Genomic DNA, 13519 nt, shown 5'->3' with positions numbered 1-13519 from the left:
AATGTCTACAATTTTTTATCACTGCGCCATCTGAAGCATCGCCGGATCGGTCAATGGCAGAAGCCAGCGCGCTTGCCCTTCTTTCAGTCCGCCACGCCGCGAACGGTCCAGCACCCAGCCACGGGCCTCGATCTGCCTGCCCTTCAGCCGCTCGAGATTCGCCACATCGAACTGCCCCAGCAAATTGGGTGCAACGCGCAGGACAACCGAATCCTGCAACTCGATCCAAACCCCGCCGCGATTGCGCTGAACCTTGCTCACACGACCGCTGAGCACAGCGAAACCGGACGTGTTGATCTGCTCCGCTTTCAGTACAGGGGATTGACGCCACAACCCGAGTCCGGCCTGACGGGCACTGTGTTCCGCCGCTTGCTGGCAGTCGACCAGATCGACATTCGGCGCAACCGCTACCTGGAAACCGAGTCCTTCAGCGAGCATCTGCGCTTCAAGGTTGGCGCCATCAGCGCTGTAGACATGGGCCAAGGTGCGACCGTAATGGTCTTTGCTTTCTTTACCGGGCAATAAACCGACCCGTCCGTCGCTGGCGGCCACCAGAGCCTCCAGACGTTGGCGTGCCGCCACCGCGAACGGCTCGTCGGAACGGCCTTTCTTGCCCAGCTCCGGCGTATTCAAACCGATCATACGCACGCTGCGGCCATCGCTCAGGCGTAGCGTGTCACCATCCACCACCCGCTGCACCACAACGGATGTCAGCCCGCTCGGCACCGGGCAGAAGGCCTGGGCACCGGAAAGCCAAATCGCAGACACAAAAAAGGCGCCCGCGAGGGACGCCTTTTTCATCAGCAAGGTAAAGCCCATGGGGCTTTGCAACCTTACTCTGCAGCAGCAGGAGCTTTCTTGCCGAAAGCACCGAAGCGGTCTGCGAAGCGCTGTACACGGCCGCCAGTATCCAGAGTCTTCTGCTTACCGGTGTAGAACGGGTGGCACTCGTTGCATACGTCAGTACCCAGTGGCTTGCACAGGTTCGAACGAGTTTCGAACTTGTTGCCGCAGCTGCAAGTTACTTCGATGGTTTCGTACGCTGGATGGATATCGGCTTTCATGGTGTATTCCTCAGGCTAGTGTGCCGCCACTCAACACTATTGTTGAATACCGCACATAATTAGGCCGCGGATTCTACCAGACAATGCCAATCACGCAAGCTGTCACTGAGACCGACCGTCTGCTAGGCTCCCGGCCTGATACGCACCCTTTGTGGGAGCGGGCTTGCTCGCGAATACGGTGCATCAGACACATCATCGTTGCCTGACACACCGTATTCGCGAGCAAGCCCGCTCCCACAATTAATAGGCGTCCGACTTCTTTTACTGCCCGCTTATCGAGATCCCCCCGCGTGCCCAACGCTATTCTGCGCCTCGCCCTGCCTTCGCCCCTGCGCCGTCTGTTCGATTACCGTGCCCCGGCCGGGGTCCTGCGTGCCCAGTTGCAGCCGGGCATGCGCCTGCGGGTGCCGTTCGGCCGACGGGAGATGATCGGGATTCTGGTGGAGGTGACCGATCACAGCGAAGTGCCGGTAGAAAAGCTCAAGCCGGCCCTGGCCCTGCTCGATGCCACGCCGCCGCTGCCGCCAGCGCTGTTCAAACTGTGCCTGTGGACCTCTCAGTATTACCAGCACAGCCTCGGCGACACTTTGAGCTGGGCGCTCCCGGTACTGTTGCGACAAGGCGAACTAGCCGAAGCACGGCAGGAGCGCTTCTGGTCCGCCGCGCCCGGCGCCAGCCTTGATGACCCGCGCATCGCTCGCGCCCCGCGTCAACGGGAGGCCTTGGCGACCCTGGCCCAACATCCCCACGGCGTCGCCCATCAGTTGTTGAGCAAACTGATGCTGAGCAAGGACAGCCTGGATTTGCTGCTGGCCAAGGATCTGGTGCAAGTCGAAATCCGCAAGCACGCCCCCGACGCCCGCCACGAACACTGGCTGGCGCAGCCGGAGTTGCCGCTCAACCCTGAGCAACGCGCCGCTTATGAAGCGATTCGCGCCGGATTCGACAGTTATCACGCGTTCCTGCTGGCCGGCGTCACCGGCAGCGGCAAGACCGAAGTCTATTTGCAACTGATCCGCGAAACGCTCGAGGCTGGCAAACAAGCGCTGGTGCTGATCCCGGAGATCAACCTCGGCCCGCAGACCCTGGCGCGCTTCGAGCAGCGCTTCAATGCACGCATCGCCCTGATCCATTCGGCGGTCAACGACCGCGAGCGCCTCGAAGCCTGGCTCGCCGCCCGCGACGGTGACGCCGACATTATTATCGGCACCCGCTCGGCGCTGTTCACGCCGATGAAGAACCCCGGCCTGATCATCATCGATGAAGAGCACGACGGTTCCTATAAACAGCAGGAAGGCTTGCGCTATCACGCCCGCGACCTGGCATTGGTGCGCGCACGCCAGGAAAACATCCCGATAGTCCTCGGCTCCGCCACGCCTTCGCTGGAAAGCCTGCACAACGCCTACACCGGTCGTTATGGTCTCCTGCGATTAAACGAGCGTGCCGGTGGCGCCAAGCAACCGCGCTTCCTGCGCCTGGACGTGAAAAGCCGTCCGCTGGACAGCGGCATTTCCGGGCCGATGCAGCAGGCCATCGGTCAGACGCTGGCCGCGGGTCAACAAGTTTTGGTGTTCCTCAACCGTCGCGGCTTTGCGCCGACCTTGCTGTGTCACGACTGCGGCTGGATGTCCGAGTGTCAGCGCTGCGATGCGCGCATGACCGTGCACCAGCGCTCCGGCGAACTGCGTTGTCACCATTGCGGCTACGTCGAACGTGTGCCTCGGCATTGCCCGAAGTGCGGCAAGGTTGACTTGCGGCCGGTCGGTGCCGGCACCGAGCGCGCCGAAGAACGATTGGGGATTTTGTTTCCGAACGTCCCGGTGCTGCGGGTCGACCGCGACAGCACTTCGCGTAAAGACGCGATGAATCAGCTGTTCGCGACCATCCAGAAGGGCCAACCGTGCATTCTGGTGGGCACGCAAATGCTTGCCAAAGGGCATCACTTTCCACGGGTGACCCTGGTATCGATTCTCGACGCCGACGGCGGGCTGTTTTCCGGCGACTTCCGCGCCAGCGAGCGCATGGCGCAGTTGATCGTCCAGGTTGCCGGGCGCGCGGGCCGGGCTGAAGAGCCGGGCAAAGTGATCATCCAGACGCACCTGGCCGACCATCCGCTGCTGGTGCAATTGACTGAACAGGGCTATTTCGCCTTTGCCGAACAGGCGTTGAGCGAACGTCGCTCGGCGGGTCTACCGCCGTTTGCGCACTTGGCACTGCTGCGGGCCGAAGCGCACAAGCCGGGGCAAGCTGAAGGTTTTCTCGATGAGGCGTGCAGCGAGGCCGAGCGTTTGCTGGCCGAACAGAACCTGACCGGGATCGAGTTGCTCGGGCCGGTCCCGGCGCCGATGGAGCGCCGGGCTGGGCGTTATCGTGCGCAGTTGTTGCTGCAAGCGACGGCTCGGGCGCCGCTGCATCGACTATTAAGCAGCTGGCTGCTGGTGTTGGAGCAGATGCCGAGTGGGCGGGCGGTACGCTGGTCCCTTGATGTCGATCCTGTAGATTTGTATTGATTTTGAGATCGCTTTCGCGAGCAGGCTCGCTCCCACAGGGGTATGCATTCCAATGTCGGAGCGAGCTTGCTCGCGAAGGCTGACTATTTGTCACCACATATCCATAACCTGCCCGCTATAGTTGGCAAGCCCGTCTTCGCAACGGATAATGCCCAGTTTTTCCACTAGCGCATCCAGGCGCCGCCGCGCTTGCGGTCGAAAGAGAACACCATGAAAGACACCATTCGCCAGCTGATCCAACAAGCCATCACCCAACTCGTCAACGAAGGTGTGTTGCCTGAAGGCCTGTCGCCGGCGATCCAGGTGGAAAACTCCCGCGACAAGACTCACGGCGACTTCGCCAGCAACATCGCGATGATGCTGGCCAAACCGGCCGGCATGAAGCCGCGTGACCTGGCAGAGAAGATCATCGCCGCGCTGCCGGCTGACGAAAACGTCACCAAGACCGAAATCGCCGGCCCCGGCTTCCTGAACTTCTTCCAGAACACCCAAGCCCTGGCCACTCGCCTGGACGCCGCCCTGGCCGACGAGCACATCGGCGTGCGCAAGGCCGGCCCGCTGCAGCGCACTGTCGTCGACCTGTCGGCACCGAACCTGGCCAAAGAGATGCACGTCGGCCACTTGCGCTCGACCATCATCGGCGACGGCGTGGCTCGCGTACTGGAATTCCTCGGCGACGAAGTGATCCGTCAGAACCACGTCGGCGACTGGGGCACCCAGTTCGGCATGCTGATGGCGTATCTGCAGGAAAACCCGATCACCAGCGACGAGCTGTCGGACCTGGAAAACTTCTACCGCGCCGCCAAGCAACGCTTCGACGAATCCGAAGAGTTCGCAGATCGCGCCCGTGGCCTGGTGGTCAAGCTGCAAGCCGGCGACCCGGACTGCCTGGCACTGTGGACCAAGTTCAAAGACATCTCGCTGTCCCACTGCCAGAAAATCTACGAACTGCTGAACGTCAAACTGACCATGGCCGACGTGATGGGCGAAAGCGCCTACAACGACGACCTGATCAACGTGGTCAACGACCTCAAGGCCGCCGGCCTGCTGGTCGAGAGCAACGGTGCCCAGTGCGTATTCCTCGACGAATTCAAGAACGCCGACGGCGACCCGCTGCCGGTGATCATCGTCAAGGCTGACGGCGGCTACCTCTACGCCACCACCGACCTGGCGGCCGTGCGTTACCGCAGCGGCAAGTTGAAGGCTGATCGCGCGCTGTACTTCGTCGACCAGCGTCAGGCCCTGCACTTCCAGCAAGTATTCCAGGTCGCGCGCCTGGCCGGCTTCGTGACCCATCCGATGGAAATGGAACACATGGGCTTCGGCACCATGAACGGCGCCGATGGCCGTCCGTTCAAGACCCGTGACGGCGGCACCGTGAAGCTGATCGACCTGCTGACCGAAGCCCAGGAACGTGCCTACAACCTGGTGAAAGAAAAGAACCCGGAACTGGCTGAAGACGAACTGCGCAACATCGCCAAGGTCGTGGGCATTGGCGCGGTGAAATACGCCGACCTGTCCAAGCACCGCACCAGCGACTACAGCTTCAACTTCGACCTGATGTTGAACTTCGAAGGCAACACCGCACCGTACCTGCTGTACGCGTACACCCGCGTGGCCGGCGTGTTCCGCAAACTCGGCAAGGACTTCAGTGAAGTCGAAGGCCAGATCGTCCTCGAAGCGCCGCACGAACACGAACTGGCGGCGAAACTCGCGCAGTTCGGCGAAGTGCTGAACAACGTTTCCGACAAAGGCACGCCGCACATCCTGTGCACCTACCTGTACGATGTTGCCGGCCTGTTCTCCAGCTTCTACGAGAACTGCCCGATCCTCAGCGCCGACACCCCGGCGCAAATGCAGAGTCGCCTGCGCCTCGCCGCGCTGACCGGCCGCACTCTCAAGCAAGGCCTGGAACTCTTGGGTCTGGAAACTCTGGAGCGTATGTAAGTTGGCTGCCAAGAAAAAACCTGCACCCAAGCGTGGCGCCAGCCGTTACCAAGCTCCTGCAAAGCAACCGATCCCGGGCTGGCTGTGGATGGCCATCGGCCTGACGGTCGGCGCGTTTATTGTGTTCCTGATGAAGCTGGAACCGGGCAAGGGCAGCGAGAGCGTCAAGCGCGAGAAGATCGAGCAGCAGAAAGCCAAGATCGTCGAGGCCAACAAGACTCCGCCGAGCCCGACGCAACCGGTGAAGCCGAAGTACGACTTCTACACGTTGCTGCCGGAATCGGAAGTCATCGTGCCGCCGGATGCCGTGCCGGAGAAAACCCTGCCGACGCCACAAGTGCCGGCCATTCCGACGACGCCGGTTACGCCAGAGCAAGCGGCGAAGATCGATACCGCGCGCGCTCAGGCAGCACTGGCCGGGATTACTCCGCCACCAGCGCCACCGGTGTCCAAAGCGGCGCCAGTGACCAAGTTCTTCCTGCAAGCAGGGTCCTTCCGTAAGGAGGCTGATGCGGACAAGGTTCGAGCGCAGATCATTTTGCTGGGTCAGGCCGTGGCGGTTGAATCCGGCACCGTGAAAGACGAAACCTGGTATCGGGTATTGGTCGGACCGTTCAGCAACCGCGAGCAACTGACCACGGCCCAGAAACAACTGGCCGGCAGCGGGTTCAGCAACCTGTTGTTACAACAACGCCAAAGCCGCTGACCCTCCACTGATCGTTCCCACGCTCTGCGTGGGAATGCCTCAAGGGACGCTCCGCGTCCAGTGACGCGGAGCGTCACGGGCTGCATTCCCACGCAGAGCGTGGGAACGATCAATACGCGCACCGCTCGTCCCCTCTCCCTTCCTACAGTTGAAATACGCTCCACCACCCCCATATGAGTTGGCATAAGGCATTTTCGCCCCGCTGCGTGGAGACTCTCCCTTGACCACCATCGTTTCAGTTCGCCGCCACGGCAAAGTCGTCATGGGCGGCGACGGCCAGGTTTCTCTCGGCAATACCGTGATGAAAGGCAACGCGAAGAAAGTTCGCCGCCTGTACCACGGCCAGGTTATCGCCGGTTTTGCCGGGGCCACCGCTGACGCCTTCACCCTCTTCGAGCGTTTCGAAGGCCAGCTTGAGAAACATCAGGGCCACCTGGTTCGCGCCGCTGTCGAACTCGCCAAAGAATGGCGCACTGACCGCTCCCTCAGCCGCCTCGAGGCCATGCTCGCGGTCGCGAACAAAGACGCCTCTCTGATCATCACCGGCAACGGCGACGTGGTCGAACCTGAAGAAGGTCTGATCGCCATGGGTTCCGGCGGCGGTTACGCCCAGGCCGCCGCCAGCGCGCTGCTGAAGAAAACCGATCTGTCGGCCCGGGAAATCGTCGAAACCGCCCTCGGCATCGCCGGCGACATCTGTGTATTCACCAACCACACCTTCACCATTGAGGAGCAGGACCTCGCTGAGTAAGCCTGTTTTGGCCACCATGCCACGGCTCACTTTTACCTGAGGACCGCCAATTACTATGTCCATGACTCCCCGTGAAATCGTCCACGAACTCAATCGCCATATCATCGGCCAGGACGATGCCAAGCGCGCCGTCGCCATCGCGCTGCGTAACCGCTGGCGCCGGATGCAGCTGCCGGAAGAGCTGCGTGTTGAAGTAACACCCAAGAACATCCTGATGATCGGCCCGACCGGTGTCGGTAAAACCGAGATTGCTCGTCGCCTGGCGAAACTGGCCAACGCGCCGTTCATCAAGGTCGAAGCGACCAAGTTCACCGAAGTCGGCTATGTCGGCCGCGACGTTGAATCGATCATTCGTGACCTGGCCGACGCAGCGATCAAGCTGCTGCGCGAACAGGAAATGACCAAGGTTCGCCACCGCGCCGAAGACGCCGCCGAAGAACGCATCCTCGACGCCCTGCTGCCACCGGCACGCATGGGCTTCAGCAACGACGACGCCGCACCGTCGGCCGACTCCAACACCCGTCAGCTGTTCCGCAAGCGCCTGCGCGAAGGTCAGCTGGATGACAAAGAGATCGAAATCGAAGTCGCCGAAATGGCCGGCGTCGATATCTCCGCGCCACCGGGCATGGAAGAAATGACCAACCAGTTGCAGAGCCTGTTCGCCAACATGGGCAAGGGCAAAAAGAAAAGCCGCAAGATCAAGGTCAAGGAAGCACTGAAGCTGGTGCGTGACGAAGAAGCCGGTCGCCTGGTCAACGAAGAAGAGTTGAAGGCCAAGGCACTGGAAGCGGTCGAGCAGCATGGCATCGTGTTCATCGACGAAATCGACAAGGTCGCCAAGCGCGGCAACTCCGGTGGCATCGACGTCTCCCGTGAAGGCGTACAGCGCGACTTGCTGCCGCTGATCGAAGGCTGCACCGTCAACACCAAACTGGGCATGGTCAAGACCGACCACATCCTGTTCATCGCGTCCGGTGCGTTCCACCTGAGCAAGCCGAGCGATCTGGTGCCTGAGCTGCAAGGTCGCCTGCCGATTCGGGTCGAACTCAAGGCGCTGACGCCTGAAGATTTCGAACGCATTCTCAGCGAACCGCACGCGTCGCTCACCGAGCAGTACTGTGCCCTGCTGAAAACCGAAGGCCTGGTGATCGAGTTCCAGCCGGATGGTATCAAGCGTATTGCCGAGATCGCCTGGCAGGTCAACGAGAAGACCGAGAATATCGGTGCCCGTCGCCTGCACACGCTGCTTGAGCGTCTGCTTGAAGAGGTGTCGTTCAGCGCCGGTGATCTGGCCAGCGCCCACGACGACAAGGCGATCCTGATCGACGCCGATTACGTCAACAGCCACTTGGGCGAATTGGCGCAGAACGAAGACCTGTCCCGTTATATCCTGTAGGTCTCATTCTCTACATGGCAGGGCCGCTTGCGGCCCTGAACCAAAATGACGACCCAACTCCCCACCGACATCAAACTGCACAAAGCCTCGAAAACCCTGTCGCTGAAATACGCGTCCGGTGAGGAACATCACCTGCCCGCCGAGTTCCTGCGTGTGCACTCTCCTTCCGCCGAGGTCCAAGGCCACGGCAAACCTATCCTGCAATTTGGCAAGATCGGCGTAGGCCTGACCAAGGTAGAACCGGCCGGTCAGTACGCACTGAAATTGACCTTCGACGACGGCCACGACAGCGGCCTGTTCACCTGGGAATATCTGTACCAGCTGGGCGTGCGCCAAGAGGATCTCTGGAACGATTATCTTGCCGAACTCAAAGCTGCCGGAAAGACCCGCGATCCGAACGAATCCATCGTCAAGCTGATGCTCTAAATCAGGCCTTTCGCTCATTAGAAGGCATTTTCTAATTCCATCTGTTTGAATGCTCCGCTTCCCGGCCGACGATAGGCCTGCTTGCGAAAAAAATTAAACTCGGGTAACCAATGGAGCTGGCAAGGTACCTGCAGTGCTCTCTGAACTAAAAAGCAGCGATGCAGAATTAACGGTCACCCGAGCAGTAGTACCTGGCATTGGCTGTGGACTGCACAGCTGGACCCAGGTACTCGTCTCAGGACAATGGAGCGTCGTAGATGAGTAACAAGAATAACGATGACCTGAAAGTACAGGCCTCGGAAAATACCTTGGGGCTGAATCCGGTCGTTGGACTGCGGAGAAAAGATCTGTTGGGCTCTGCCCGAATGGTGCTGACCCAGGCCATCAAACAACCGATTCACAGCGCAAAGCATGTCGCTCATTTCGGCCTCGAACTGAAGAACGTGCTGTTCGGCAAATCCGCGCTGCAACCGACAAGCGATGACCGTCGTTTCGCCGATCCGGCCTGGAGTCAGAACCCGCTCTACAAACGTTATTTGCAAACTTACCTGGCGTGGCGCAAGGAGCTCCACGACTGGATCGGCGAAAGCAACCTCTCGCCCAAGGACGTCGCACGCGGGCATTTCGTGATCAACCTCATGACCGAAGCCATGGCCCCGACCAACAGTGCGGCCAACCCGGCGGCGGTCAAACGCTTCTTCGAAACCGGCGGCAAAAGCCTGCTCGACGGCCTTTCCCATCTGGCCAAGGACCTGGTGCACAACGGCGGCATGCCGAGCCAGGTCAACATGGGCGCGTTCGAGGTCGGCAAGAGCCTGGGCGTCACCGAAGGCGCGGTGGTGTTTCGCAATGATGTGCTGGAGCTGATCCAGTATCGCCCGACCACCGAGCAGGTGCACGAGCGCCCACTGTTGGTGGTGCCACCGCAGATCAACAAGTTCTATGTTTTCGACCTGAGCCCGGACAAGAGCCTGGCGCGCTTCTGCCTGCGCAACAACATGCAGACGTTCATCGTCAGCTGGCGCAACCCGACCAAGGAGCAGCGCGAGTGGGGTCTGTCGACCTACATAGAAGCGCTCAAGGAAGCGGTCGACGTGGTCACCGCGATCACCGGCAGCAAAGACATCAACATGCTCGGTGCCTGCTCCGGCGGCATCACCTGCACCGCCCTGCTGGGCCACTACGCCGCGCTCGGCGAGAGCAAGGTCAACGCCCTGACGCTGCTGGTCAGCGTGCTGGACACCACCCTGGACAGCGACGTGGCACTGTTCGTCGACGAGCAGACCCTCGAATCCGCCAAGCGCCACTCCTATCAGGCCGGCGTCCTGGAAGGCCGCGACATGGCGAAAGTTTTCGCCTGGATGCGCCCCAACGACCTGATCTGGAACTACTGGGTCAACAACTACCTGCTGGGCAACGAGCCGCCGGTGTTCGACATCCTGTTCTGGAACAACGACACCACACGGTTGCCCGCAGCGTTCCACGGCGACCTGATCGAGATGTTCAAAACCAACCCGTTGATCCGTCCTGACGCACTGGAAGTGTGCGGCACGCCGATCGATCTGAAGCAGGTCACTGCCGACATCTTCTCCCTGGCCGGCACCAACGACCACATCACCCCGTGGAAGTCCTGCTACAAGTCGGCGCAACTGTTCGGTGGCAAGGTTGAATTCGTGCTGTCCAGCAGCGGGCATATCCAGAGCATTCTGAACCCGCCGGGCAATCCGAAATCGCGCTACATGACCAGCACCGAGATGCCGGTCAAGGCCGAGGAATGGCAAGAGAACTCCACCAAGCACACCGATTCCTGGTGGCTGCACTGGCAGGGATGGCAAGCCGAGCGTTCGGGCAAGCTGAAAAAGTCTCCGGGCAGTCTGGGCAACAAGGCTTATCCGGCGGGCGAAGCTGCGCCGGGCACCTACGTGCATGAGCGGTAATTGAAGTAACACACGTGGGAGCCGGCAAGCCTGCTCCCATACACACCTACAGGGCTCCGTGCATGCCGCAACCGTTCATATTTCGTACCGTCGACCTGGATGGCCAGACCCTCCGCACGGCGGTACGCCCCGGCAAGCCTCACTTGACGCCCTTGCTGATTTTCAATGGCATCGGCGCCAACCTGGAGCTGGTGTTTCCGTTTGTCGCGGCGCTGGACCCGGACCTGGAAGTCATCGCCTTCGACGTCCCTGGTGTCGGCGGTTCGTCGACGCCAAGGCGACCGTATCGCTTTCCGGGCCTGGCGAAACTCACGGCGCGTATGCTCGACTATCTCGACTACGGGCAAGTCAACGTAATCGGGGTTTCCTGGGGGGGCGCCCTCGCCCAGCAGTTCGCTTACGACTATCCCGAGCGCTGCAAGAAACTCGTTCTGGCGGCCACGGCGGCTGGCACGGTGATGGTGCCGGGCAAGCCGAAAGTCCTGTGGATGATGGCCAGCCCACGACGCTACATCCAGCCGTCTCACGTGATTCGCATTGCGCCGATGATCTATGGCGGTGCGTTCCGTCGCGATCCAACCCTCGCCGCCAGCCATGCCGCCAAGGTCCGCTCGGCCGGCAAACTCGGTTACTACTGGCAGCTGTTCGCCGGCCTCGGCTGGACCAGCATTCACTGGCTGCACAAGATCCACCAGCCAACCTTGGTGCTGGCCGGTGACGACGATCCACTGATTCCGTTGGTCAACATGCGGTTACTGGCCTGGCGGATTCCCAACGCCCAGTTGCACATCATCGATGACGGGCATCTGTTCTTGATTACCCGGGCCGAAGCAGTGGCACCGATCATCATGAAGTTTCTCGAGGAAGAACGTCAGCGTGCCGTGATGCATCCGCATCCGGCGCCATTGGGAGGCTAATCGGCCCTGGCTTTTGTTAACAAAAAGGGGTCGGGAAGACGCAGCGCCGCGCAACAATCCGCAACAGCGTCTATGGTGTTCTGGTTCGGTGTATCTGTATTTGGCCTGAAGACGAAGGAGTGTTGATTCATGCGCGAAAAACCAGCGAGGGAATTTTTGCCCACTCCCGCCGCGTTCATCAACGCACAGAGTGCGATTACCGGCCTGCGTGGCCGGGATCTGTTTTCCACCCTGCGCAGCGTTGCCGCCCATGGTTTGCGCAACCCGGTGCACACCGCCCGACACGCCTTGAAGCTGGGCGGTCAACTGGGCCGCGTACTGCTGGGCGAAACCCTGCACCCGACCAATCCGCACGACAATCGCTTTGCCGACCCGGCGTGGAGCCTCAACCCTTTTTATCGCCGCAGCTTGCAGGCCTACCTGAGCTGGCAGAAGCAGGTCAAACACTGGATCGACGACAGCAACATGACCACGGACGATCGCGCCCGCGCGCACTTCGCGTTCGCCTTGCTCAACGACGCCATGGCACCGTCCAACAGCCTGCTTAATCCGCTGGCGATCAAGGAAATCTTCAACTCCGGCGGCAACAGTCTGGTGCGAGGTATCAGCCACCTGGTCGACGACTTCCTGCACAACGACGGCCTGCCCAGACAAGTCACCAAGCAAGCTTTCGAGGTCGGCAAAACGGTCGCCACCACTACGGGCTCCGTGGTGTTTCGCAATGATCTGCTGGAGTTGATCCAGTACAAGCCCATGAGCGAAAAGCAGTATTCCAAACCGCTGCTGGTGGTGCCGCCACAGATCAACAAGTACTACATTTTCGACCTGAGCCCGCACAACAGCTTCGTCCAGTTCGCCCTGAAGAATGGTTTGCAAACCTTCATGATCAGTTGGCGCAATCCGGATGTACGTCATCGCGAATGGGGGCTGTCGACGTACGTTGAAGCCGTGGAAGAAGCGATGAATGTGTGCCGGGCGATCACCGGTGCTCGTGAGGTCAACCTGATGGGCGCCTGCGCGGGCGGGCTGACCATCGCCGCCCTGCAAGGTCACTTACAGGCCAAGCGACAACTGCGGCGGGTGTCCAGCGCGACCTATCTTGTGAGCCTGCTCGACAGTCAGATGGACTCGCCTGCGACCCTCTTCGCCGACGAACAGACGCTTGAAGCGGCCAAGCGTCGCTCCTATCAGAAAGGCGTGCTGGACGGTCGCGACCTGGCCAAGGTCTTCGCCTGGATGCGCCCCAACGATTTGATCTGGAGCTATTTCGTTAACAACTACCTGTTGGGCAAGGAGCCGCCGGCATTCGACATACTTTACTGGAACAACGACAACACACGTTTACCGGCAGCCTTGCATGGCGACTTGCTGGACTTCTTCAAACACAACCCGCTGAGTCATCCGGGTGGTCTGGAAGTGTGCGGCACGCCGATCGACTTGCAGAAAGTCAACGTCGACAGTTTCAGCGTGGCGGGCATCAATGACCACATCACCCCGTGGGATGCGGTGTATCGCTCGACCCTGCTGCTGGGTGGCGAGCGACGCTTCGTGTTGTCCAACAGCGGTCATGTACAGAGCATTCTCAATCCACCATCAAACCCGAAAGCCAACTTCGTCGAGAGCACGAAGCTGAGCACCGACCCACGGGCCTGGTATTACGACGCCAAGCAAGTCGACGGCAGTTGGTGGACTCAGTGGCTGGGCTGGATTCAAGAACGTTCAGGCGCGCTAAAAGAAACCCACATGGCGCTTGGCAACCAGAACTATCCACCGATGGAAGCGGCACCCGGCACCTATGTGCGCGTGCGCTGACTGACAACGAACCACGGCCGGCGCCGGCCGTGGCATGACTCGACCATTAAGAA

Annotated in this window: 11 protein-coding genes; 9 read left to right on the top strand and 2 right to left on the bottom strand. The window is 60.6% G+C overall.

The window, feature by feature from the left end:
* Positions 1-18 precede the first annotated feature (18 nt).
* Entirely contained in the window at positions 19-819 is an 801-nt protein-coding gene (locus ACMXYI_RS08870; protein ID WP_415772867.1) for a thermonuclease family protein, read from the bottom strand.
* Between the two features lie 14 nt (positions 820-833).
* A complete protein-coding gene (gene rpmE, locus ACMXYI_RS08865; RefSeq protein ID WP_008080648.1) occupies positions 834-1064 on the bottom strand; it encodes a 50S ribosomal protein L31 in 231 nt (76 codons plus the stop codon).
* Between the two features lie 290 nt (positions 1065-1354).
* Between rpmE and ACMXYI_RS08860 the strand changes: the two genes are divergently transcribed.
* The 9 genes from ACMXYI_RS08860 to phaC (ACMXYI_RS08820) all read left to right on the top strand — a co-directional run bounded on the left by ACMXYI_RS08860 (position 1355) and on the right by phaC (ACMXYI_RS08820) (position 13466).
* Complete coding sequence (locus ACMXYI_RS08860; RefSeq protein ID WP_415772865.1) at positions 1355-3574, top strand: primosomal protein N'; 2220 nt, start codon at positions 1355-1357, stop codon at positions 3572-3574.
* A gap of 210 nt (positions 3575-3784) precedes the next feature.
* Positions 3785-5521: an arginine--tRNA ligase gene (gene argS, locus ACMXYI_RS08855; protein WP_415772863.1), complete on the top strand. Its 1737-nt coding sequence runs from the start codon at positions 3785-3787 to the stop codon at positions 5519-5521.
* Position 5522: 1 nt separating this feature from the next.
* On the top strand, positions 5523-6227 hold the full coding sequence (locus ACMXYI_RS08850) for an SPOR domain-containing protein (protein ID WP_033055354.1): 705 nt from the start codon (positions 5523-5525) through the stop codon (positions 6225-6227).
* A gap of 220 nt (positions 6228-6447) precedes the next feature.
* The gene (gene hslV, locus ACMXYI_RS08845) at positions 6448-6978 is read left to right on the top strand and encodes an ATP-dependent protease subunit HslV (RefSeq protein WP_007899242.1); all 531 of its coding nucleotides are present in this window, start codon (positions 6448-6450) and stop codon (positions 6976-6978) included.
* Between the two features lie 55 nt (positions 6979-7033).
* Complete coding sequence (gene hslU / locus ACMXYI_RS08840; RefSeq protein ID WP_415772861.1) at positions 7034-8374, top strand: ATP-dependent protease ATPase subunit HslU; 1341 nt, start codon at positions 7034-7036, stop codon at positions 8372-8374.
* Positions 8375-8419: 45 nt separating this feature from the next.
* Positions 8420-8800, top strand: a complete 381-nt coding sequence (locus ACMXYI_RS08835) for a gamma-butyrobetaine hydroxylase-like domain-containing protein (RefSeq protein ID WP_033055352.1) — start codon at positions 8420-8422, stop codon at positions 8798-8800.
* Positions 8801-9057: 257 nt separating this feature from the next.
* Positions 9058-10737, top strand: coding sequence for a class II poly(R)-hydroxyalkanoic acid synthase (phaC, locus tag ACMXYI_RS08830; protein ID WP_415772859.1), 1680 nt, complete (start codon positions 9058-9060; stop codon positions 10735-10737).
* Positions 10738-10799: 62 nt separating this feature from the next.
* Positions 10800-11654 (top strand): poly(3-hydroxyalkanoate) depolymerase, encoded by an 855-nt coding sequence (gene phaZ / locus ACMXYI_RS08825; protein WP_046052139.1) that lies wholly within the window; start codon positions 10800-10802, stop codon positions 11652-11654.
* Positions 11655-11783: 129 nt separating this feature from the next.
* Positions 11784-13466, top strand: coding sequence for a class II poly(R)-hydroxyalkanoic acid synthase (gene phaC / locus ACMXYI_RS08820; RefSeq protein WP_415772856.1), 1683 nt, complete (start codon positions 11784-11786; stop codon positions 13464-13466).
* Positions 13467-13519: the final 53 nt, after the last annotated feature.

Origin of the sequence: Pseudomonas lyxosi (assembly GCF_047758685.1) — a bacterium.
Lineage (GTDB): Bacteria > Pseudomonadota > Gammaproteobacteria > Pseudomonadales > Pseudomonadaceae > Aquipseudomonas > Aquipseudomonas lyxosi.
This window is presented reverse-complemented; position numbering and strand designations above follow the sequence as displayed.